A 23,544-nucleotide genomic window follows, 5' to 3' on the forward strand; every position below is an offset into this window, starting at 1 on the left:
CTAGAGCCAGATCTTCGAAACCCCCTTAAAAATAAGGCCCCTGCGTCACCGCAGAGGCCTGATGTCAAAGACGTGAAACATATCGTCTCAATCGAAGGGGATAACCCCATCACCCGACGCCAGGTCCTTACCATCGACGGACACGGAGACGTCCGCCGTGCCGGCCTTGCGGCTGACGGCAATGTCTCTAACCTTGCCGTCGAGCGTAATCCTGATCGAGAAACCGCTCCAGTCTTCCGGCAGCGACGGCGCAATATGAAGCTTGCCGTCCGTGCGGGTGATGCCGAGAATACCCTCGACAGCGGCACGATAGAGCCAGCCGGCAGAACCGGTGTACCAGCTCCAGCCGCCACGGCCCGCATAGGCGCCTTCACCGTAAACATCCGCAGTCACCACGTAGGGTTCGACCCGATAGGTTTCCGACGATGCCGCATCCAGCGCATGATTGACCGGGTTAAGCAGCTTGAAGCAGTTCCAGGCCTCCTGCGCGCGGCCCTGTTTGGCAAGCGCAAGAACCACCCAGGTTGCCGCATGGGTATATTGTCCGCCGTTTTCGCGCACACCCGGCGGATATCCCTTGATGTAGCCGGGATCATGCGGCGCACGCGAGAAGGGCGGTGTGAACAGCCGGATGATACCGGTCTTTTCATCAACCAGATGCTCCATGACGGCGTCCATCGCCTGGCGTGACCGGCCTTCCTCACCCTCGCCGGAGAGAACGCTCCAGCTCTGGCCGAGCGAATCGATCTGGCATTCCTCGCTGCTGGCCGAACCAAGCGGCGTGCCGTCATCGAAATAACCGCGACGATAATAGCTGCCGTCCCAGCCGGCTGTTTCCAGCGTCTGGCGCAGCTTCTCACGGTGCGACGCCCATTTTCCGACCCGGTCGGTATCGCCGCGCTTCTCGGCGATCTCGATGAAATCACGAAGCGCACCGGCGAGGAACCAGCCGAGCCAGACGCTCGTACCCTTGCCGCCGACACCCACACGGTTCATGCCGTCGTTCCAGTCGCCGCCGAGGATCAGCGGCAGGCCGTTCTCCCCGGTGCGATGGATAGCAAGATCAAGCGCCAGCGCCGCATGTTCGTAAAGCGTGGCAGATCTCTCACTCGTTTCCGGCTGGAAGAAAGCATCGTGCTGACCTGGCATCAATGCCGGCCCCTTCAGGAAGGGAATGCTCTCGTCAAGGATAGCGATGTCGCCCGTGGCCGAGACATATTGGTTGATCGCATAAGCGAGCCAGACCACGTCATCGGAGATGGTCGTGCGGACACCGGCACCCGTCAGCGGCAACCACCAGTGCTGCACATCGCCTTCCGGGAACTGGCGGCCTGCCGCGCGCAGAATCTGCGTACGGGCGAGATCCGGCTGATAGAGCAGGAATGCCAGCGTATCCTGCAACTGGTCACGGAAGCCGAAGGCGCCGCTCGACTGGTAAAAGGCGGTGCGCGCCAGAATGCGGCAGGCCAGCGCCTGATATGGCAGCCAGTTATTGACCATGTGGTTGAAGCCGGCATCGGGCGTAGAGACCTGCAACTGGCCGGTAAAGCCCGTCCAGAATGCCTTGCTTTCTTCCAGCACAGAGAGGAAGTCCGCCTGGCGAACATCCTTCACCAGCGCTTCGGCCTCTTCCGCATTGTCGGCATCGCCGAGAATGAAGGTCATGTGCCTTTCTTCGCCCGGCTTCAGGTGGATTTCCTGCATCAGCACGGCGCAGGGATCACCATCAACCTCGGTGGTGCCGCTCAGCGCCGCACCGGCCACGATGCCCTGCGGGGCCTGTGCCGAACCGAAGCGGCCGATAAATTCCCGGCGGCTGGTGGTAAAGCCACTTGCCTCGCTGTCGAGTGTCAGGAACGAGGTGCGGGCGCTATAGTCGATGCTGTAGGGGTTCGACGCGAAGATCGCGTTGCTGCCCGCATCATGCCTGCTCAGGATGAACGGCGCGGATTTCTGGCCGTTATTGCCGAGCACCCACTCCACATAGGCATAGACCTTCAGACGACGGCTTTTCGAACCCTTGTTGCGGACGATGACCTGCGAGAACTTGACCGGCTTTTCACGGTCAACGGTCTGCGTCAGCTCGACTTCGAGCGTATCCGCCACGCCCGTCAGGATGGAATAACCGAGACCGTGGCGGGTTTCGAACATGGCTTCGGGATCGCGCGACAGCGCGGCACAGGGCGTATAGAGCTTTCCTGTTTCCGCATCGGCGACATAGAAGGCCTCACCCGGCCGGTTGATGACCGGGTCATTGGTCCAGGGTGTCAACTGGTAGTCGCGCGAATTGCGGCTCCAGCTGAAACCGGCGCCTTCGGCCGAAATATGGAAGCCGAAATTCTCGTTCGAGATAACGTTGATCCATGGATGCGGCGTAGACTGCCCGCCGTTCAGGCGCACCACATATTCCTGGCCGTTCTTGGCAAAGCCGCCGAAACCGTTCCAGAAATCGAGATCGCCCGCGTCCTCGACCGGCTCCGCAACGGGGAAGGCCGGCACGGGCAGACGGGCCTGCGCAGCATCAGAGGTGCCGTCAGGACCGCGATTGGCCGCAAACAGCGAGACCGCGCGGTTGATCTGGTCGACGATCTTGCCGTTGCGCACATGCAGGACGACGCGGGAAGCGGCGAGAAGCGCACTCCATGTCTCTTCGTCCATCAGGTCGCGGCGCACGGAGAAGACGTGTGGGCGACCGCCATCGGCAGGATTGATGCGACGTTGCGTCTCGGAAATATGATCGAGCGCATGCTGCATGTCCTGTGCATAGGATGCAGCCCGTTCGTTGACGATGACGAGATCGAAGATCACGCCGCGCGAACGCAGATATTCGTGGGCGCTCAGCGCCTCGCGGGCGATATCCATGTCCATATCGTCGTTGATGCGCAGGCTGAAGATCGGGAAATCGCCCGAAATGGCAAGCGGCCACAGAGCGCGCTGCGAGGCGAGGCCCGTTTTCAGCGTTTCCGAATCCGCACGCAGATGCATGTCGGGATACGTCAGATAACGACCGAGATGCTGGAAAGCGGCCGCCTGCTGCGAGGTGACACCGACATGGCGCATCTGCACCTGTGTGCGCGTCCAGGCATGCACGAGTTCATGGGCGAAGGCATCCGGATGACGATAACGGTCGATCGCCTTGTCGACTTCCTCGCGGCTCGGAGCGGCAATCGTCCAGAAGATCACGCTCACCTTCTTGCCCGCCGGCACCCGCACGGTGCGCCGCAGCGACAGGATCGGATCCAGCGTGAAACCGTCGGAGCTGGAGAGCGTCGCACCGGCATCGAAGGCCGCCGCTTCGCGCAGCGACCGTCCGCGACCGATGAACTTGGCGCGATCCGTTTCGAATTCCGTCGGGCGCGACGGGCCGGCATTGTCGGCGGCCAGATGCGCGATGACGGTGCCGGGCTCGGTCGGGCTGCGGCGGTTGCGCCAGGCGCGGATGACATCACCGCGGCGGCCGATTTCCGTCTGCACGAACATGCGCGAGAACAGCGGATGGGCGTTGTCATCATCCTCAGACGCGATGACCGGCTCCATATAGGAGGTCACTTCAATGTAGCGATCCTCGGAACCGACGTTCAGCAGGGTGATACGGCGGCCTTCGGCATCATGCTCGGTGGCGACGATACACTCGACCACGCTCTGCAGATCACCTGTTGTCTTGTGGAACTCGGCCTTGTCATCGGTGAAGATCGTCTTGGTCTTTTCACCCTCGATGACACGCGGCTCAGCCGTCGCACTCCACCATTGTCCATTGGTGGTGTCGCGCAGGAAGATGAAGGTGCCCCACCGGTCGTCGGTCGGATCGGCCTTCCAGCGGGAAATCGCCTGTCCGTTCCACTTCGAATAACCGGCACCCGTCGAGGTGAGCATGGTCGAATAATGGCCGTTCGAGAGGAACACCACCTCGCGGTCGCGCACCGCCGGATCGGCAATGGAGCGCACTTCCGCACGCAACAGGTCGGCCTGTTCCTTGCCGGGGGTTTCCGGCTCGTATTTGGCGCTCATGACCGGCACTTCGCGCGGTGCTTTTTCCTGAAGCAGCAACTCGGCCGCTTCGATCACCGGATCGGAGTGGAACAGTTCGCGCAGCACGCCATCAAAGGCAACGTTGGCAACGGCCGCAATCGACATGCCGTGATGGTGGGCATAATAGTTGTAAACCACCGCACAGACCTTGCCATCAGGCACACGTGTCGGCGTGAAGTCCACCGCATCGTGGAAACCATACTGGCCAAGCGCGCCAAGCTTGCGCAGCTTGTCGAGGTTCTCAAGCGCACCGTCAGGGTCATATTGGCTGGCGAGGATCGAGGCGTAAGGCGCGATCACCGCATTCTGGCCGAGGCCACGCTTGAGGCCAAGCGTCGGTACGCCGAAGTTGGTGTACTGGTAGTTCATGTTGTGATCGCGGGCGTTGAATGCCGCTTCGGAAATGCCCCAAGGCGTGCCGAGACGGCGGCCGTGGTTCATCTGTTCCTTGACGATCAGATTGTTGGTCTGGTTGAGAATGCCACCCTGACGCTCCTGCATGACGAGCGGCGGCATCAGATATTCGAACATCGAGCCCGACCAGGAGACTAAGGCACCCTGCGCACCGATCGGCACGACCTGGCGACCGAGACGGTACCAGTGTTCAGTCGGCAGATCGCCCTTGGCGATGGCAAACAGGCTGGTCAGGCGGCATTCGGAGGCCAGAAGGTCGTAGCACGCCTCGTCCAACTCCTTGCTTTCGACGCGATAGCCGATCGACAGAAGACGACGATCCTTGCGGTAAAGGAAGGTGAAGTCCATCGAGAAGGCGAGATTGCGGCTGCGGTCCCGCAGCGATGCGAGACGCTGGCGCAGCGGCTCCATATTGGTGAGGTCGATGGCGCTGTCGGAGATATGCGCCTCGCAGGATTCCACCAGCAATTGCGCCCAGCGGGTTACTTCCGCGCTCTGCGCAGACTTCACCTCATGATCGACATTGGTTGCGAGCTTCTGGATATCGCGTGCCAGCACTGCGAGATTGATGACGCGGATCGAGGCGAACTCGTGCTCGCGCTTGACGGAGGCCAGCGCATTGGAAAAGCCGATGATGCGCTCTTCGAGACGGCGATGCAGCGGACGCAGGGTCTTGCGGTTATCAGGCAGGGCTTTCAGCGTTTCGCGCAGAATACCGGCGACATCACCGATACCATCCAGATTGCCCTGAAGATGGGCGGACGGCGCTTCCGCCCAGTCGCGGCAGGCGGACGAAACCGCAATCAGGTGACCGGCGAGGTTGCCGCTGTCCACGGCCGAAACATAACGCGGTCCAAGCGTCTGCAAGGTGTCTGTGTGATACCAGTTGTAGAGATGGCCACGATGCTTCTCCATCTTTTCGACGGTCTGGATCGTGTTTTCGATCCGCTCCAGCGTATCGGCAAAGCTGATCCAGCCGAACTGGCGAGCCGAAATGACGGAGAGCAGATAGACGCCGATATTGGTGGGGGAGGTTCGCGAAGCAACAATCGGCTCCGGCGTTTCCTGGAAATTGTCCGGCGGCAGGTGGTTCTCCTGCGGCGTTACGAAAGCCTCGTAATAACGCCAGGTGCGGCGGGCGATCTTGCGCAGCTCGAAGGAGACGTGCTCGGAAACGAACAGCCGGTCTTCGGTTTCCGCCGACTGGCTGACATACCAGGCGACGGCGGGAGAGAGAACCCAGAGCAAAGTGAAAGGAATGCCGATCAGGAAGGCATTGTCGCCCGGCAGCGCCGCAAACAGAAGGCCGAGCATGGCCACGACAGGCGCATGCCACATCTGGCGGTAATAATCGATGATGCTGCCCTGTGCGCTGGACTGCATGCTGGCGGCCGTGCGCCATTCCAGCATCAGCTTGTGGCTGACCAGAAGGCGATAAAGCGAGCGGACAATCGCATCCGTCATCATGCAGGCGGCATCGGCAATGAAGACGATCCGCAGCGCAACCTGCGCATTGGTGGCGCGGATTTCCGACCAGATGGTATGGAAATGCGCCTGCGGCACGATGTCGGTGGAGCGCGGCACAAGGCCAGAGAGCAACGAGAGCGTGGGCGCGACAAACAGCGAGAAGATCAGCAGGATCTGCCAGATCAGCGCGCCGAGCGGATCCATGAAATACCAGCCGAGGATCGAGGCGAAGAACCAGGCGATCGGTGTCAGCGAGCGACGAAGATTATCGACCATCTTCCAGCGGCCGATGGCGGTAACGCCACGGGCACGGTCAATGATGAAGGGAAGCAGCTGCCAGTCGCCACGGGCCCAGCGATGCTGGCGCGAGACTTCCACCTCGTAGCGGGTCGGGAAATCCTCGACCAGTTCCACATCGGTCACCAGCGCGCAACGCGCGAAGGAGCCTTCGAGCAGATCGTGGCTGAGGATGGAATTCTCTTCGATCCGGCCCTTCAGCGCCGCTTCGAAGGCATCCACGTCATAAAGACCCTTACCCGTGAAGGTGCCTTCGGAGGTCAGGTCCTGGTAAACATCGGAAACGGTGAAGACATAAGGATCGATACCGCGATTGATCGAAAAGACGCGCTGGAAGACGGAGGCGTCCTTGCCTGTTGTCAGCGAAGGTGTAACACGCGGCTGCAACAGGCCGTAACCTTCCACGACACGACCGGAAACCGGGTCGATCTTGGGGCGGTTAATCGGGTGGTGCATCTTGCCGACGAGCTTGGTCACCGCGTCGCGCATCAGGCGCGTATCAGCATCCAGCGTCATGACATATTTGACATCGGCCGGGACGATATTCGCGCCGCCGAGGAAGGTCGTATCCTTGTCGCCACGCAGCAGCATGTTCAGCTCATGCAACTTGCCGCGCTTGCGCTCCCAGCCCATCCAGCACTCTTCGGCCGAATTATAGATACGGCGGCGATGCAGCAGGTAAAAACGTGTCTTGCCGTCAAAGGCATAACGGCTGTTCAGTGCCGCAAGCTCGCGCTTGGCATAGTCGAGGATTTCGAGATCCTCATCGGACTGCTCGTATGGCGCATCGCGCCAGTCGCTGACGAGCGAGAAATAGATCTCGCCATGCGGATTGGCGAGATAATGTACCTCGATATTGCGCATCATCTCGTCGACGCTGTCGCGGCTGGTCAGCATGCAGGGCACGGCGACCAATGTGCGAGCGTCCTCAGGGATGCCGTTCTTGAATTCGTATCCGACGAGCCGGAACGGCTTCACGAAGAAGGTGACGAGCGTGTTGAAGAGGCCGGTCGCGCCTTCGGATGCCGGCAATGCGAACATCAGCAGGAAGGCAGTGACGACATACCAGGGCATGCCCGCCTTTGCGAGGAACCAGCCGACCGCGAGCATGGCGACCGCCGTGATGAGAAGCACCGGCGCGGCGATGGCGAGCCAGTTGAACTTACGCATCGAGCGGACGATGTGCTGCGATGCGAGCGGCCGATACCCCAGCGCCTTTTCAAGCTCGAAGCGGCGCTGACCGACGAGCACCGAGCCGACATTGACGCGATGGTTCTCGTCAGCGCCAGCCGGCAGATCGGACCGCGCCATTTCGACGGCGGCACGCGCCACCTCCACTTCGGTCCTGGGTGAGCGGCGGGCCAGAAGTTCGATCGTGTTGCGATAGGTGTTGCGCGAACCGAAATCGAGAATCTCGTAGTCGGTTTCCTCGCGCAGGACCTTGTCGATATGGCTGACTTCCTCGAACCACACCGACCATTCGGTATCGTCGATTTCACGCAGGCTCTTGACGATGTTGCCCATCGTCACATTGCCGGACGCCAGGCGGTTATGTTCCGACATCATGACGTTTTCGGCATCGGTGCCGGCGGCATGCAGGCGTTCTTCGAGCCAGGCTACGGCAAAACCCGATGTCTGCGAACCGTTGCGCAGACGATAAAGGAACTGCGTCGCAAAGGTCGGATCATCGACCAGCGAATCGACCTGTTTCAGAAGTGCAGCCGAGGCTTCGGCATCGTTCAGCCGGATGATCTCGTCGACAACCTCATTCGCCTTCTGGCGCATACGGCGCGAGCGCTCGACGCGGATGGAGATACGGCGAAGATTTTCGATGAGGACGAAGCGGATAATCGAGGGCAGCGCCCACAATTCGCCGATCTGCAGCGTTTGCGATGTCTGGTAGCCATCCACCAGCGCCGTCATGTTCTCGCGCGAAACCGTGCTGTGGGTATGGGCGACATACAGCCAGCCGAGCGCCATGACTCGCGGAATGGTCACCCCGCCCACTGTCATCGTCGGCAGCTGGCGATAGAATTTGCGCGGAAAATCGCGCCGCACTTCCTGGATCGCCTCTTCGATGACGTAGTGGTTGTCGAGCAGCCATTCCGCCGCCGGCGTGATCGTTGCACCGTTTTCGGCGTCGACGGCCGTCGTGCGGTAAACCCGCAGGATTTCCTTTTCGTTCTCGCGGTGACGCTCGAAGAAATCGAATTCCATGAAGCCGGGAAGACTGTCGGCACCGTCGCGGGAAAGCGCGGCACCGGCATCATGCAGTTCCTCGATCGTCATATAGGACGCACGGATCGAATCGTTGTGATCGATCTGCTTCGTCTCGGAATCACGGGCGGCGGCGGTCGGGGTGATATGAAATGACATCGGGCTCGTATTCTGAACTGTATGGAAACTTGTTCGACTTGACCGGCATTTCGTTCACGGCGGGAACGCGCACGAAATCGGGCCACGCTATATTTATGACTTATCCTGAACCTTCGGTGAACCGGCAGAGCCGCCGCAGGAAGCGGATCGTCAAACGGTGAATATCCTCAGGCATGGCATTTGGCGGCGCAGTCCGTCGCATATCCCTGCAAAGCCGGGGATTGGTGCGAACAACGGGGTTTCGACGACAGGAAAATTTTGTCCTCCGGCCCGGCAAAGCCGTTCCCACCGAATTTCTCACCTTCCCCCACGGCGAAAATTGTTGGCGCAACGTCCGATAGTCCCCCTTTGACACCTGAAGGGCAACGCGAGGCCGATAGAGCCTGCGCTACATCCGAAAGGAGCTAATGCCCCAGGACGTCAATAGTTCCATGCCACCTGTGGCGATGCGATGCAAGCGCCGAATTTCAGGGGCTTTCGCCATGGCGAAGAGCACTTTAGAATAAATTTATATGCTGATATGTCCGATGGGAAATACACCGAGACAGAACGGCGTAGCCAGGGACTTCGAAAATGACCAGACAGACCGCAAACATCGCTTCCTTTGCCAACCATATGCCTGATGTGGTGGCGATCCGCCGCCATCTGCACCGTCACCCCGAGATCGGTCTTTCGGAATTCAAGACGTCGGATTTCATTGCCGAACAGCTGGTGGAAATGGGCTACGGGGTGACGCGCGGGCTTGCCGGAACCGGCATCGTCGCGACGCTCCGAAACGGTGACAGCACCCGCACGCTCGGCATTCGCGCCGACATCGACGCACTGCCGATCCACGAGGAAACCGGGGCGGACTATGCCAGCACCCATCAGGGCGTCATGCACGCCTGCGGTCATGACGGCCACACGGCCATGTTGTTGGGAGCAGCGAAGATCATCGCCGAACGCAGGAATTTCGATGGTACCCTGCGTCTGATCTTCCAGCCGGCCGAGGAAAATTTCGGCGGCGCCCGCATCATGATCGAGGACGGCCTGTTCGAGCGCTTCCCGTGCGATGCCGTCTTTGCCCTGCATAATGATCCCGGCCTGCCCTTCGGACAATTCGTGCTGCGCGATGGGCCGATCCTTGCCGCCGTCGACGAATGCAAGATAACCGTCAAGGGGTATGGCGGCCACGGCGCCGAACCGCAGGATGCGGCCGATCCCATCGTTGCCGGCGCGAGCATCATCATGGCGTTGCAGACGGTGGTGTCGCGCAATATCCACCCGCAACTCTCAGCGGTCGTCACCGTCGGCGCATTCCATGCCGGTGTTGCCAGCAACGTCATTCCCGAAACGGCGGAGATGCTGTTGACCATCCGCTCCTTCGATCCGGGCGTACGCGACGAGCTGGAAAAGCGTATCCGAACAATTGCCGAAGGCCAGGCGGTGAGTTACGGCATGAGCGTTACCATCGATTACGAGCGCGGTTATAACGCAACCGTCAATCATAAGGCGGAAACGGATTATGTCGCCGATCTCGCCCGCCGTTTTGCCGGACCGGAGAAGGTTCTGGAAATGAAGCGTCCATCGATGGGTGCCGAAGACTTCGCCTATATGCTGGAAAAGCGGCCGGGCTGCTATTTCTTCCTCGGCACCGCGCGCACCGATAACGATCCGCCACTGCACCATCCGAAATTCGATTTCAACGACGAGATTCTGCCGATCGGAACCACCTTCTGGGTGGATCTGGCGGAGGATTATCTGAAAGCGCGATAAACATAAAAAGGCCGGTCGGAGGAGCGACCGGCCTTTATTCTCAACTTGCCTGAAAACCAGGGAGGATCAGGGAACGAGACCGAATATGACAGCAGCAACGAAGGCCATGCACACGCCGACAAGAGCCGCATGAACGGAATCTCTCCAGTTGCGCGGCGACTGGGGCTGCGAAACAAAGTCTTTTACTTTTCCTGCCTTGGAATAAGAAATTGTACACTCCCTTCCTGCTCGGCCCTTCAAACGGGCATTGCTCATCTGAGGTAGAGAATAGCTTTATTCCCCACTGTTTCAGTAGAGATAAAATTCCATAAGAAGTGCCAATTGGGAAAAATAGGGGTCGTCACTTGCCTCCCAACAAGCATCAATCTACCCATCACGGACTATTAACGCAGCGGGAGGGAGTTGGTTCAAACGGCCCTTCCATGGACAGAAAGACATGACTGACGTCGACGCCATCATCATCGGAGCGGGCGTGATCGGGCTTGCGACGGCCCGCGAATTGTCGATGCGCGGGCTTTCCGTCATCATTCTGGAAAGCGAAAAGGAATTCGGTTCGGCCACCTCGTCCCGCAATAGCGAGGTCATCCATGCGGGGCTTTATTATCCAGCGGGAAGCCTTAAGGCGAGGCTCTGTGTCGAGGGCAGGCAGCGGCTTTATGACTTTTGCGAAAGCCACGGCGTTGCGCACCGCCGCTGCGGTAAACTCATTGTCGCCACGAGCGAGGATGAAACGCCCCTGCTCGTTGCCCTCGGCGCAAAAGGCAAAGCCAATGGCTGCGACGATCTGGAGCTGATCGACCAACGACAGGCACTTTCACTCGAGCCTGCCCTTGCCTGCAGCTCAGCCCTGCTCTCACCCTCGACGGGCATCATCGACAGCCACGGCTATATGCTGGCGCTGCTTGGCGAGGCACAAGACCATGGCGCAGCCCTTGCGCTCAACGCACCGTTCGAACGGGCGGAAGCGATCGGCGACGGTTTCCGGGTTCATGTCGGCGGAAAAGAACCTGTCAGCCTTACATGCCGGCTGCTCGTCAATTCCGCCGGGCTCGTCGCGCCGATGGTGGCAGTCATGATCGAGGGACTGCCGTCAGTGGCGATCCCGCAGCCACGTTTCGCCAAGGGCAGCTATTTCGCGCTGACAGGCAAATCGCCTTTTTCGAGGTTGATCTATCCTGCGCCCCACACCCACGGCCTTGGTGTGCACCTGACTTTGGATCTCGCCGGTCAGGCCCGGTTCGGGCCGGATGTGGAATGGGTTGATACCATCGACTATGCCGTTGATCCCCGCCGCATGGAGGGTTTCGGCGACGCTATAAGGCGTTATTGGCCGGGCCTGCCGGAACACGCGCTGGCCCCTGCCTATTCCGGTATCCGTCCGAAGATTTCCGGGCCGGACGAACCGGCCATGGACTTTCGCATCGATGGGCCGGAAACCCATGGTCTTCCCGGCCTCGTCAATCTGTTCGGCATCGAAAGCCCCGGTTTGACCGCGTCTCTGGCGATTGCCGGCGAGATCGCCGCACGGTTGGAGGCCTGATATCAACCGAAGCGCGACAGAGCGTCGGCCATGATCCCGGGATCGACATTGCCGCCGGAGGCAACCGCAATCACGGTTTCGCTTTCCAGTTCCTTGCCATGAAACAGCGCTGCGGCAAGCGCAACAGCACCACCCGGCTCGATAACGACCTTCAGCCTGTTGAAGGCGAGAACCATCGCCCGCAGCGCTTCCTCCTCGCTGACGGCGATACCTTTCCCACAAAGCCCTGCCATGATGGGAAAGGTGATATTGCCAGGCTGCGGCGTGACGATTGCATCACAGATCGAACCCGATGTCGTCGCATTCCGCTCGATCTTGCCCGCCGCAAGGGAGCGCGCCACATCATCGAAACGCTCCGGTTCTGCCGTCCTGACCTTGTAATTTCGCGCTTTCGCATCGAGTGCAAGAGAGATGCCGGAGGTAAGGCCGCCGCCACCGCAAGGCACCAGAACCTCGGCAGTACCGATACCGAGTTCGGCGCCCTGCTCAGCGATTTCCAGCCCGACAGTCCCCTGCCCCGCAATCACCAGCGGTTCATCGTAAGGCCTGATCAGGGTCAGACCGCGCTCGCTCGACAACCGGTTGCCAATGGCATCACGGTCTTCATTTGCCCGGTCGTAAAGCACCACCTCGGCGCCATAGGCGCGGGTATTGTCGATTTTGATCTTCGGCGCATCCGAAGGCATGATGATGACGGCGGGAATACCATGCAGGCGGGCTGCGAGCGCCACGCCCTGTGCATGGTTGCCGGAGGAAAAGGCGATCACGCCCTTGGCGCGCACATCCGCCGGCAGGCCGGATACCGCCGACCAGCCGCCGCGAAACTTGAAGGATCCCGTCCTTTGCAGGCATTCAGCCTTTACGAACAGCCTTCGCCCGGCAATCTCGTCCAGAAAAGGCGATGTGAGCAGCGGTGTTCGCACCGCATGGTTGCCGATGCGCTCGCGCGCCGCCTCGATCATCGAAATATCTGTCATGCCCTGCCCCCGGTAAGCGGATCTAATGCGGAATCTCCGGCTACATTAGGAGGTCGTGATCAAATGCGAAACTGCCTCCAAAAGAAAAATCCCCGGTCGTGGCCGGGGATTTTGTCATGTTCGGTCAGTGATTGTGCCGGGGCATTTTTTCGGCAATCCGACGGAAATCCGCCGCCCCTTCCAGCACCGCACCGTCCGAAAGCTGGGTCACGGATTGACGATAGATACGCTGCCAGGGCGTTGCATCCGCGGGCACGGCGGGTATGCCATCGGCCTTGCGGGTATCAAGCTCCGCTTGCGGCACCAGTGCGTTGCACTCACCCTTATTGAAGTCGATGCGGATCATATCGCCGGTGCGCAGCCATGCCAGCCCGCCACCCGCCGCACTTTCCGGGGAAGCATTGAGGATCGACGGGCTGTCCGCCGTTCCTGACTGCCGACCGTCGCCGATCGTCGGCAGGCTGGTAATGCCTTTTTTCAGAAGCGCATCCGGCGGCTGCATGTTGACGACCTCGGCCGAACCCGGCCAGCCGAGCGGCCCCGCGCCACGAATGACGAGAATGGTGCGCTCGTCAATATCCAATGCGGGATCGTTGATGCGGGCATGATAATCCTCAGAACCATCGAATACGACGCACTTTCCTTCGAAGATTCCCTCGTGGCCCGGCTCGCTGAGGTAACGCTGACGGAACTCCGCCGAAATCACGCTCGTCTTCATAATGGCGAAATCGAAGAGATTACCCTTGAGCACGAGGAAACCGGCCCGTTCCTTGAGCGGCTTGTCATAGGGCAGAATCACGTCGCGGTCGGTCGATTCACGCCCGTCCAGATTTTCCGCCATCGTCTTGCCAGTGACGGTCGGACAGCTTCCGTCGAGCTTGCCCGCCTGCAGAAGCTCCCACATGATGGCGGGCGTGCCGCCGGCGCGGTGATATTTTTCGCCCAGCCATTTACCGGCCGGCTGGACATTGGCCAGCAGCGGAATATCGTAGCCGTGAGCCTGCCAGTCCTCTTCGCTAAGTTCGACACCGGCATGTTTCGCCATCGCCGCCAGATGCGGCTGCGCATTGGTGGAACCGCCAATCGCCGAGTTGACGCGGATCGCATTCAGAAACGCTTCGCGTGTCATGATGTCGGAAGGCTTGATATTCTCGATGACCAGTTCGACGGCACGGCGACCGGTGCGATAGGCCATCTGGCCACGCTCGCGGTAAGCGGCCGGGATCGCGCCGCAGCCGGTGAGTGACATGCCGAGCGCTTCGGCAATGGCATTCATGGTGGATGCGGTGCCCATGGTGTTGCAATGCCCGACCGACGGAGCCGATTCCAGTGCTGCCTGCAAAAACTCCTCGCGAGTGATTTCGCCCGCGCCATATTTGCGGCGCATGCGCCAGATGACGGTGCCGGAACCGACCAGATCGCCGTCATGATACCCGTCGAGCATCGGCCCGCCGGAAAGCACGATAGCAGGAATATCGACCGTGCTCGCCGCCATCAGCGCCGAAGGCGTGGTCTTATCGCAGCCGGTTGTCAGAACGACACCATCGAGCGGGTAGCCGTAAAGCACTTCCACGAGGCTGAGATAAGCGAGATTGCGGTCAAGCGCCGCCGTTGGGCGCTTGCAGTTTTCGAACATCGGATGGGTCGGAAATTCGATCGGGATACCGCCCGCATCGCGGATGCCATCTCTCACCCGCTTGACCAGCTCCACATGGACCCGGTTACAAGGCGTGAGATCACTGCCGCTCTGGGCAATGCCGATGACAGGCTTGCCGGAGCGCAGCTCCTCCGGCGTCACGCCGTAATTCATGAAGCGCTCCAGATAGAGCGCCGTCATGTCGAGATGATCGGGGTTATCGAACCAGTCTTGGGATCGCAGGCGGCGCATGGGTGTCTTGTCGTCGCTCATCAGCCCGCCTCAGCCCTGTTCACGATTGTTGAGTTTTTCGAGGTAGAGCAGGATGCCGCTATGATCGATATCCGCCCCGCCATCGCCCACGAAATCATCGAATTCCCGCGTCACCTGCTGGGTGAGCGGCAGGGTAAGAGCGAGATCCTTGGCCGTTGCCAGCACGCCGTTCAGATCCTTGAGCTGGAACTTTGACGGACCGCCCGGCACGAAATTGCGCTTCACCATGCGTTCGCCATGCAGTTCCAGGATCCGGCTTTCGGCAAAACCGCCGCGTATGGCATTGCGGAACCCTTCACGGGAGGCGCCGCCCGCTTCCACAAGCATCATCGCTTCGGCAACAGCGCCGATAGTGATGGCGACGATCTGCTGGTTGGCGAGCTTGCAGAGCTGGCCCGCACCCGAGGGGCCGACATAGGTCAGCCGGCCCATCGGCGCGAAGACATCTGCGAGACCCGCAATCAGTGCCTCGTCCCCACCCGCCATGATAGCGAGCGTGCCGGCCGTTGCGCCGGGCACGCCACCGGAAACCGGTGCATCGACATGATGAATGCCGAGCGCCTGAAGCCGGGAGGAATGGTCGCGCGCGATCGGCGGTGCAATCGAGCTGCTGTCGATAACGACGGCACCCTTTGCCAGCGCTTCGGCCACGCCCGCCTCGAACAGCACTTCGCCCACGGCATTGCCGTCGCTCAGCATGGTAATGACGATATCGGCACCCCTGGCGGCCTCCGCCGGAGAGGCCGCCAGAACGGCCCCATTGGCAACCAGCGCCTGCGCCTTGTCGACGCTGCGGTTCCAGACCTTGACCGAAAAGCCGGCGCCCAGCAGACGCCGGGCCATCGGCCCGCCCATCAGGCCCGTGCCGATAAAGGCGACAGACCGCTTCTTCTCCTCCCCGCCAGCACTCATTTCAGTGAACCTCCCAGCTCGTCTTCGATATGAACCTGAATGATGTCTTCAAACGAGCTCTCGGCCGTAAAGCCCAGCTCGCGGGCGCGCTTGGCTTCGAAACCGGGTGCCCAGCCTTCGCACATGCGCATGATCATCTCATTCGGCTCGCGGCGGATGAGCGCAACGGCCTTTTCACCGGCAACCTTGCGCAGCGCCTCGATCTGTTCGCCAACGGTGGCGCTGAGGCCCGGCATGGAAAGGTTGCGGCGCGGACCGACTTTTTCCATGTCGATCGTCGCACCATGGAGAAGGAAACCGACGGCGGAACGCGGCGAGGCGTGCCAGTGGCGAATGCTTTCCGGCACCGGCAGAACCGCTTCCTGGCCGACCAGCGGCTCACGCAGGATATTGGAGAAGAAGCCGGAGGCGGCCGCATTCGGCTTGCCGGGGCGAATGCAGATTGTCGGCAGGCGGATGCCGATACCGTCAAAGAAACCGCGGCGGCTGTAATCGGAGAGCAGCAGCTCGCAGATCGCCTTTTGCGTGCCGTAGCTGGTCAGCGGCGTGGTGTGGAATTCATCCGGGATCGGATAGGGAAGCGGCGCACCGAAGACGGCGATCGACGAGGTGAAGACCACACGCGGCTTGTAGCCATCTTTACCATTGGCAATGCGGATGGCGTCGAAGAGATAACGTGTGCCATCGAGATTGATGCGGTAGCCCTTGTCGAAATCAAGCTCGGCTTCGCCGGAGACGATGGCGGCAAGGTGGAAGATGACATCGGGACGGGCTTCGACCAGCTTTTCGGCTTCGCCGGGCGCCGAGAGATCGGCCACCCGCGCGTCGACTGCACCGGAAAAACCGGCGGGAGCTTCAGGCTGGAAAACGTCGATGAGCGTGAACTTCTCAACCGGCTTGCCGCCGAGCGATCCATCCTTGACGAGACGCTGCGTCAGCTTGCGGCCAACCATGCCTGCGGCGCCGATGATTGCGATATGCATGTCTTCCTCCTCTATGTCCCGACCATTCTCCCGGGACCGAAAATTGCCATCGGCCTGGCGACCGATAAATTAGCTTGTAAGGTTGTCTGATAACCTTATATGATCCGATTGAAAATAGTATTTTTCACAAACCGGTAAAAGCAAGGGCGAAAGACTCTTGCCCGGATATTTTAGGGCGGATTGGACGGAGAGGGTGGAATTGAGCGAACACAATATCGAGGAATTGCGCTTCTCGCTGAAGAACAGGCTGGGTGAGGCCCTGCTGCTGACGTCTCAGGAAGACATGCTGCGTTATTGCCGCGACTGGCACGGCGATGTCACCAGCTCGGCCGTGGCCGTCATCCGCCCACGCTCCACCAAGGAAGTGTCCGATACCGTGCTCGCCTGCGCCGAACTCGGCCTTGCCATCATTCCCCAAGGCGGTAATACCGGGCTGGTGCTCGGCGGCATTCCCGATGCGCCCAAACACCAGGTGGTGCTAAGCCTTGAGCGTATGAACGCGATCCGCACCATAGACAGCGACGATTTTTCGGCCGTGGTCGAAGCCGGCTGCATCCTCTCGGAGTTCAAGGATGCGGTTCAGGATAAGGGCATGTTTTTCCCGCTCTCGCTCGGCGCGCAGGGTAGCTGCCGCATCGGTGGCAACGTCTCCACCAATGCCGGCGGCATCAATGTCCTGCGGTATGGCATGACCCGCGAACTGGTTCTGGGTCTCGAAGTGGTCCTGCCGGATGGCACCATCTGGAACGGCCTGTCGACCCTGCGCAAAGACAATCGCGGTATCGACCTGAAGCAGCTTTTCATTGGCGCGGAAGGAACGCTCGGCATCATCACCGCCGTTTCCGTCAAGCTTTACCCCAATCCCGAACATGTCGAGACGGCGCTGCTCGGCCTCAATTCGCTTGACGACGCCATCAAGCTTTACCGCCGCGCCCGCCGCGAATGCTGCGACCTCATGTCCGCGTTCGAATTCATGCCGCCCGTCGCCTTCACGCTGGCGATCGAGGCTATTCCCGATCTGAAGATGCCGATCGCCGGCGATTATCCGGCCTATGTGCTGATGGAGATTTCCGGCTCAGGGCTGGTGGATACGGCCGACCTTATGGGACGTTTCCTTGAGGGCGTGATGGAAGATGGCCTGGTGCTGGATGGCGTCATCGCCTCCTCCCGCGCACAGGCGCAGTCGCTCTGGCTGTTCCGCGAGGGCATGAACGAAGGTCAGGCGCTGCGCGGTAGTCATATGCGCACCGATATCTCGGTGCCGCTCTCCAAACTCGCGGCTTTCGTGGCCGAGGCGGAAGCGGAACTGGCAGAAAAACTCCCCGAATGCCTTGCGGTTTCTTACGGCCATGTCGGCGACGGCAATGTCCATCTCAACGTACTGCCGCCCGAGGGCGCAACACCGGAAGAGCGTGAGGCCTTTATCTACAAGTCCAAGACACTCGTGAACGAGGTCCTCGACCGTTACGTCGGCAGCATCAGTGCCGAGCACGGCATTGGCCGGCTGAAACGCTCCGATTTCGAAAGCCGGCTATCGGATGTGCAGCGCCGGATGATCACAGGTTTGAAAAATGCCTTCGATCCCGATTTGCGAATGAATCCCGGTTGCCAGATAACCCTGCAACCGGATAGCTAATCGAGAAATAACAAAGGCGGTTTGAACACGCCGCCTTTGAAAACCCGCTGGCGGCGAAGGAGGAAGTCGCTGCCGCGGGAAAACGAACCAATCGTTTCTGTGGAACGGGAGCAATCATGACGCTGGAGTTCAATCAGATACATCGCAACGATCATCTGCCCGGCCGTATCGCGGCGGAGATCGCTCGCGAGATCAATGATTCGCAGCTCGGGCCGGGTGACAGGCTGCCGACGGAACATGTCCTTGCAAAAACCTTCGGCGTCAGCCGCTCGGTCATACGCGAGGCGATCGCGCAATTGCGCAACGAAGGTTTCGTTGAGACCCGGCAAGGGGTAGGCGCTTTTGTAACCGATCCGCGGCAACGATTGTCGATCCGGATCGAGCAATCCACCCTGAACGATCCCGAAAACTTCCGAGACCTTATGCAACTTCGGATGTCGCTGGAGATCGATGCCGCAGGCCTTGCGGCATTACATCATAAACCCGAACATCTGGAAAAATTCGACAAGGCCATTTACGGCATGCGCAATGCTATCGAATGGTCCAAGGACGGGGTCGAAGCTGATCTCGATTTCCATCGCACCATGGCGCAAGCCACGGGGAATGAATATTTCCTGATTTTTCTTGGCTTCATTGCCCAACGCATTAGTTCGGCAATCAATACCGCTTTTTCGCGGGCCGTTTACGGCGAAATCCTGGAAATTACCATAAACGAGCATGTCGTGCTGCGGGACGCGATTGCATCGCGAAATGTTGCGCTGGCTCGAGATGCCATGCGCCAGCACATTTTAGGCGCTGCCCGACGGCTGAACATTGATCTCGACATCTTCTGATCTTTGGACGCCGTTGGTATTGAAGCTATAGGACAGCTTCACCGCATTTGCTGGACTGCGATGGCGAATAAGGCGAATTTTTGTCTGATGCACCGCTAGACTCGCCGCAAAAGTCATACTAAGAAGAATGAGATTAGGTTGTCAGACATCCAGACAATAAGACCGCAGGAGGCGGCCTGTCGGATGCTGAAGGGGAGGACTACATGACCGGCACAAGGTCCATCGACGCTACCGCAATTTTGCCTGACGATTTCGAAAACGCGCTGCTCGTTGGCCGCGTCTGGTCGAAAAGCGAAGGCGGGCCCTGCCCCGTGCTGCTTAAGGGCGGCGTCCTTTATGACCTCACCTCGCTTTCCCCCACCATGTCTGAACTTCTGGAAAAGACGGATCTGGTGGAGCAGCTTGCCGACATCAGCACTTTCGTCGCGCTCGGCGCGCTTGACGCGTTTCTGGACGGTTCAGCCGGCGAGCTTCTTGCCCCCAACGACATTCAAGCCGTCAAGGCCGCCGGCGTCACCTTTGCCGACAGCATGCTGGAACGGGTGATCGAGGAGCAGGCCAAAGGCGACCCGCTTCGCGCACAGGAAATCCGCGGACGACTGGCGCCAGTTCTCGGAGACAATCTGAAGGGACTTGAGGCTGGTTCCGAAAAAGCTGCCGAAGTGAAGAAACTGCTTCAGGAAATGGGCCTCTGGTCGCAATATCTGGAAGTTGGTATCGGCCCGGATGCGGAAATCTTCTCCAAGGCGCAGGCCATGGCCTCCGTCGGCTGCGGCGCGCTGATCGGCGTTCACCCGAAATCGCAGTGGAACAACCCGGAGCCGGAAGTGGTGCTCGCCATCGCCTCCGACGGCCGCATCGTTGGCGCGACGCTCGGCAACGACGTCAACCTGCGCGATTTCGAAGGCCGCTCTGCCCTCCTGCTCAGCAAGGCGAAGGATAACAACGCATCCTGCGCGATCGGTCCTTTCATCCGCCTGTTCGACGGCAATTTCACCATTGAAGACGTGAAGAAGTCGCAGATCTCGCTTCTGGTCGAAGGCGAAGACGGTTTCACCATGACGGGCGTCAGCGCGATGCAGGCCATCAGCCGCACGCCGGAAAATCTCGCGTCCCAGCTCCTGAACCGCAACCATCAATATCCTGATGGCGCCGTCTTTTTCCTTGGCACGATGTTCGCGCCGGTCAAAGACCGCAATGGTCCGGGCCTTGGCTTCACCCACTCAATCGGTGACCGTGTCGAAATCTCCACGCCGAAGCTCGGCAAGCTGATCAACTGGGTCACAACAACAGACGAATGCCCGGAATGGACATTCGGCACCGTTGCCCTGATGCGCAATCTGGCGAAACGCGGGCTGCTCTAGGCAATCCCCGCAAAACTACATTGCGGTTTTGCATCCGGAATTGCGAAAACCAATGGTGGAGCATTTAAAGGCGATCCTTCGCCGAAAATGCTCCAGATATTTCTTCGGGAGGGGAAAATGCAAAAGACCATCAATCTTTTCTACAAGTTTCTCGAAATCGTCCTGGTCGTATTGCTCGCGGGCATGGCGCTCATGGTCTTCGTTAACGTCGTGATGCGTTACACGATGAACTCCGGGATCAATGTGTCGGAAGAAATGTCACGTTTCTTTTTCGTCTGGCTGACCTTCGTTGGCGCCGTCATTGCCTTCCGGGAACATGGCCATATGGGTATCGAGACATTCGTGATGCTGTTGTCTCGTCGCGCCCGTATTTTCTGCATGATGATCTCGAATATCGTCATCTTTGCCGTTTCGGCGATATTCTTCTGGGGAACGTGGAAGCAGTCCGGCATCAATGCCAGCATGCACGCGCCCGTCACCGGCCTTTCCATGATCTGGGTCTACGGTATCGGATTGTTCACCGGCGCAGGTATCTGCCTGATCGCGCTGGAGCGGATCGTGCGCATTGCAACCGGTCGTGTCAAGGAAGAGGAAATTGCCGCCTTTGCGGGCGAAAACCTTACCGTGGAACAGCTTTCGGAGCGCTCATAAATGACCCTTCTCGTTTTTGTCGGCTCACTTCTCGGAGCCATGGCGATTGGCGTTCCCGTCGCTTTCTCGCTGATGTTCTGCGGCGTCGTGCTGATGTGGTACATGGGCATGTTCAACACGGCGATCATCGCCCAGAACATGATTTCGGGCGCGGATACCTTCACGCTGCTTGCCATTCCCTTCTTCATCCTTGCCGGGGAATTGATGAATTCGGGCGGCCTTTCTCGCCGAATCATAGATTTTGCGATCGCTTGCGTCGGCCATATCCGTGGCGGCCTCGGCATTGTTGCCATCATGGCAGCGGTTATCATGGCCAGCATTTCCGGTTCGGCCGCCGCCGACACCGCCGCGCTTGCGGCAATCCTCATCCCGATGATGGCCAAAGCGGGCTATAATGTTCCTCGCTCCGCAGGTCTGATTGCGGCTGGCGGCATCATTGCTCCCGTCATCCCTCCGTCGATGGCTTTTATCGTTTTCGGCGTCGCGGCCAACGTTTCGATCACACAACTTTTCATGGCCGGCATCGTTCCCGGCCTGCTGATGGGATTGTCGCTGGTGGGCACATGGATGTTCGTTGTGCGCAAGGACAATGTTCAGCCGCTGCCGAAAACATCCGCTAAGGAGAGACTGAAGGCGACCGGTCGCGCCGGGTGGGCGCTCGGTATGCCGGTCATCATTCTTGGCGGCATCAAGGCCGGCATCATGACGCCTACGGAAGCGGCCGTCGTCGCTGCTGTATACGCGCTATTCGTGGGCCTGTTCATTTACCGAGAGCTTAAGCTGAGCGATCTGTCGCATGTGCTGCTGCGCGCTGCAAAAAGCACGGCAATCGTCATGTTCCTCGTCTGCGCTGCGCTGGTATCGGCATGGCTTATTACCGCAGCCAACATCCCCAATGAAATTGTCGGTTATATCGAGCCGTTGATTGATCGCCCGATGCTCCTGATGTTCGCCATCATGATTCTCATTCTGATTGTGGGAACCGCCCTTGACCTGACGCCAACCATCCTGATCCTGACACCGGTGTTGATGCCGATCATCAAGCAGGCGGGCATCGACCCTGTCTATTTCGGCGTTCTTTTCATCATGAACACGTGTATCGGCCTCATCACACCGCCGGTTGGCGTGGTCTTGAACGTCGTCAGCGGTATCGGACGGGTGCCGCTTGGACGGGTCACTGTCGGGGTTCTACCTTTCCTGCTGACGCAGGTAGGGGTTCTTTTCCTGCTCGTCATATTCCCCGACATCGTTCTGGTTCCGCTGAAATACCTACGTTAATCCGCAACCTGCTTCTCGCACACAATCCAAGGGAGGATATTATGAGAAAGCTTCTTCTGACCACCACGGCCATCGCTTTCGCCGTTGGCGCCGCAGCTCCGGCCATGGCCGAATTCAACAGCCGCAACATCCGCGTTTCGAACGGCATCAACCAGGACCATCCGGTCGGCAACGGCATCAAGGCCATGCAGGCCTGCCTCGACGACAAGTCGGGCGGCAAGCTGAAGCTGACGGCATTCTGGGGCGGCGCTCTCGGCGGTGACCTTCAGGCAACCCAGGCCCTGCGCTCCGGCGTTCAGGAAGCCGTCGTGACGTCTTCTTCGCCGCTCGTTGGTCTCATCCCGTCGCTCGGCGTTTTTGACCTGCCGTTCCTGTTCTCGAACGCCAAGGAAGCCGATGCCGTCATGGACGGCGCCTTCGGCGACATGATGAACAAGAAGCTCGAAGAACAGGGCCTCGTGAACCTGGCTTACTGGGAAAACGGCTTCCGCAACCTGTCCAACTCCAAGCACGCCGTTAACAAGTGGGAAGATTTCTCGGGCCTCAAGGTCCGCGTGATGCAGAACAACATCTTCCTCGACACCTTCCAGAACCTCGGCGCCAATGCAACCCCGATGGCTTTCGGGGAAGTGTTCTCCGCACTTGAAACCAACGCGATCGATGCGCAGGAAAACCCCTATGTAACGATCGACACCTCCAAGTTCTACGAGGTGCAGAAGTACGTCACCGAGACGAACCACGCCTACACGCCGTTCCTCTTCCTCTTCTCCAAGCCGATCTTCGACAGCTACACGCCCGAAGAACAGGCCGCCCTGCGTGAATGCGCAGTTGTCGGCCGTGACGAAGAGCGCAAGGTCATCCGCGAGCTGAACCAGAAGTCGCTGGAAAAGATCAAGGCTGCCGGCCTCGAGGTCAACACGCTGTCTGCAGAAGAGCAGGCTCGTATCCGCGAAAAGTCAATGGTCGTTTACGAAAAGCACAAGGCTGAAATCGGTGCGGACGTCGTTGACGCCGTTCTGGCGGACCTGAAGAAGATCCGCGGCCAGTAAGCCTGTCTGTATTGAATAAAAAACACCCGGAAGTTCACTTCCGGGTGTTTTCGTTTGCGGAAAGAAAAAGGCTG

At 59.6% G+C, this 23,544-nt stretch carries 13 protein-coding genes; 8 read left to right on the plus strand and 5 right to left on the minus strand.

All coding sequences use genetic code 11. The features are described from left to right. Nucleotides 1–87: 87 nt before the first annotated feature. Complete coding sequence (locus tag NYR50_RS12205; protein WP_418136115.1) at nucleotides 88–8,583, minus strand: GH36-type glycosyl hydrolase domain-containing protein; 8,496 nt, start codon at nucleotides 8,581–8,583, stop codon at nucleotides 88–90. Nucleotides 8,584–9,156: 573 nt separating this feature from the next. Here NYR50_RS12205 and NYR50_RS12210 point away from each other — a divergent pair. Both NYR50_RS12210 and NYR50_RS12215 read left to right on the plus strand, forming a co-directional pair. Then, nucleotides 9,157–10,338 carry a M20 aminoacylase family protein gene (locus NYR50_RS12210; RefSeq protein WP_418136116.1) on the plus strand — a complete coding sequence of 394 codons (1,182 nt, stop codon included), beginning with the start codon at nucleotides 9,157–9,159 and terminating at the stop codon, nucleotides 10,336–10,338. Nucleotides 10,339–10,774: 436 nt separating this feature from the next. Next, entirely contained in the window at nucleotides 10,775–11,878 is a 1,104-nt protein-coding gene (locus tag NYR50_RS12215; RefSeq protein ID WP_418136117.1) for an NAD(P)/FAD-dependent oxidoreductase, read from the plus strand. Nucleotides 11,879–11,880: 2 nt separating this feature from the next. Here NYR50_RS12215 and NYR50_RS12220 read toward each other — a convergent pair whose 3' ends face one another. From NYR50_RS12220 to denD, 4 genes are all read right to left on the minus strand, one after another. Continuing rightward, nucleotides 11,881–12,855, minus strand: coding sequence for a threonine ammonia-lyase (locus NYR50_RS12220; protein ID WP_418136118.1), 975 nt, complete (start codon nucleotides 12,853–12,855; stop codon nucleotides 11,881–11,883). Between the two features lie 124 nt (nucleotides 12,856–12,979). Continuing rightward, nucleotides 12,980–14,764 carry an IlvD/Edd family dehydratase gene (locus NYR50_RS12225; protein ID WP_418136119.1) on the minus strand — a complete coding sequence of 595 codons (1,785 nt, stop codon included), beginning with the start codon at nucleotides 14,762–14,764 and terminating at the stop codon, nucleotides 12,980–12,982. Nucleotides 14,765–14,773: 9 nt separating this feature from the next. Further along, the gene (locus NYR50_RS12230; protein ID WP_418136120.1) at nucleotides 14,774–15,676 is read right to left on the minus strand and encodes an NAD(P)-dependent oxidoreductase; all 903 of its coding nucleotides are present in this window, start codon (nucleotides 15,674–15,676) and stop codon (nucleotides 14,774–14,776) included. Then, a complete protein-coding gene (denD, locus tag NYR50_RS12235; protein WP_418136121.1) occupies nucleotides 15,673–16,659 on the minus strand; it encodes a D-erythronate dehydrogenase in 987 nt (328 codons plus the stop codon). Before denD ends, NYR50_RS12230 begins: the two co-directional genes overlap by 4 nt. A 193-nt stretch (nucleotides 16,660–16,852) precedes the next feature. Between denD and NYR50_RS12240 the strand changes: the two genes are divergently transcribed. The 6 genes from NYR50_RS12240 (at nucleotide 16,853) to NYR50_RS12265 (ending at nucleotide 23,470) form a co-directional block, all read left to right on the plus strand. Beyond that, nucleotides 16,853–18,295 (plus strand): FAD-binding oxidoreductase, encoded by a 1,443-nt coding sequence (locus NYR50_RS12240; RefSeq protein ID WP_418136122.1) that lies wholly within the window; start codon nucleotides 16,853–16,855, stop codon nucleotides 18,293–18,295. Nucleotides 18,296–18,411: 116 nt separating this feature from the next. After that, a complete protein-coding gene (locus tag NYR50_RS12245; RefSeq protein WP_010972532.1) occupies nucleotides 18,412–19,128 on the plus strand; it encodes a FadR/GntR family transcriptional regulator in 717 nt (238 codons plus the stop codon). A gap of 203 nt (nucleotides 19,129–19,331) precedes the next feature. Continuing rightward, nucleotides 19,332–20,492 carry a fumarylacetoacetate hydrolase family protein gene (locus NYR50_RS12250; RefSeq protein WP_418136123.1) on the plus strand — a complete coding sequence of 387 codons (1,161 nt, stop codon included), beginning with the start codon at nucleotides 19,332–19,334 and terminating at the stop codon, nucleotides 20,490–20,492. A gap of 117 nt (nucleotides 20,493–20,609) precedes the next feature. Continuing rightward, on the plus strand, nucleotides 20,610–21,143 hold the full coding sequence (locus NYR50_RS12255) for a TRAP transporter small permease (RefSeq protein ID WP_418136124.1): 534 nt from the start codon (nucleotides 20,610–20,612) through the stop codon (nucleotides 21,141–21,143). Further along, complete coding sequence (locus NYR50_RS12260) at nucleotides 21,144–22,421, plus strand: TRAP transporter large permease (RefSeq protein ID WP_418136125.1); 1,278 nt, start codon at nucleotides 21,144–21,146, stop codon at nucleotides 22,419–22,421. A gap of 41 nt (nucleotides 22,422–22,462) precedes the next feature. After that, complete coding sequence (locus NYR50_RS12265) at nucleotides 22,463–23,470, plus strand: TRAP transporter substrate-binding protein (protein WP_080811511.1); 1,008 nt, start codon at nucleotides 22,463–22,465, stop codon at nucleotides 23,468–23,470. The last annotated feature ends 74 nt before the right edge of the window (nucleotides 23,471–23,544 follow it).

This window comes from Agrobacterium sp. El2ro-1b (genome assembly GCF_048298475.1).
Taxonomy (GTDB): domain Bacteria; phylum Pseudomonadota; class Alphaproteobacteria; order Rhizobiales; family Rhizobiaceae; genus Agrobacterium; species Agrobacterium fabrum.

What these genes read in the sequence shown, in the direction of transcription:
- NYR50_RS12220 (WP_418136118.1), bottom strand. Translation starts at nt 12,855, where the DNA reads ATGACAGATATTTCGATGATCGAGGCGGCGCGCGAGCGCATCGGCAAC.
- NYR50_RS12230 (WP_418136120.1), bottom strand. Translation starts at nt 15,676, where the DNA reads ATGAGTGCTGGCGGGGAGGAGAAGAAGCGGTCTGTCGCCTTTATCGGC.
- NYR50_RS12225 (WP_418136119.1), bottom strand. Translation starts at nt 14,764, where the DNA reads ATGAGCGACGACAAGACACCCATGCGCCGCCTGCGATCCCAAGACTGG.
- NYR50_RS12215 (WP_418136117.1), top strand. Translation starts at nt 10,775, where the DNA reads ATGACTGACGTCGACGCCATCATCATCGGAGCGGGCGTGATCGGGCTT.
- denD (WP_418136121.1), bottom strand. Translation starts at nt 16,659, where the DNA reads ATGCATATCGCAATCATCGGCGCCGCAGGCATGGTTGGCCGCAAGCTG.
- NYR50_RS12265 (WP_080811511.1), top strand. Translation starts at nt 22,463, where the DNA reads ATGAGAAAGCTTCTTCTGACCACCACGGCCATCGCTTTCGCCGTTGGC.
- NYR50_RS12255 (WP_418136124.1), top strand. Translation starts at nt 20,610, where the DNA reads ATGCAAAAGACCATCAATCTTTTCTACAAGTTTCTCGAAATCGTCCTG.
- NYR50_RS12205 (WP_418136115.1), bottom strand. Translation starts at nt 8,583, where the DNA reads ATGTCATTTCATATCACCCCGACCGCCGCCGCCCGTGATTCCGAGACG.
- NYR50_RS12250 (WP_418136123.1), top strand. Translation starts at nt 19,332, where the DNA reads ATGACCGGCACAAGGTCCATCGACGCTACCGCAATTTTGCCTGACGAT.
- NYR50_RS12210 (WP_418136116.1), top strand. Translation starts at nt 9,157, where the DNA reads ATGACCAGACAGACCGCAAACATCGCTTCCTTTGCCAACCATATGCCT.
- NYR50_RS12245 (WP_010972532.1), top strand. Translation starts at nt 18,412, where the DNA reads ATGACGCTGGAGTTCAATCAGATACATCGCAACGATCATCTGCCCGGC.
- NYR50_RS12260 (WP_418136125.1), top strand. Translation starts at nt 21,144, where the DNA reads ATGACCCTTCTCGTTTTTGTCGGCTCACTTCTCGGAGCCATGGCGATT.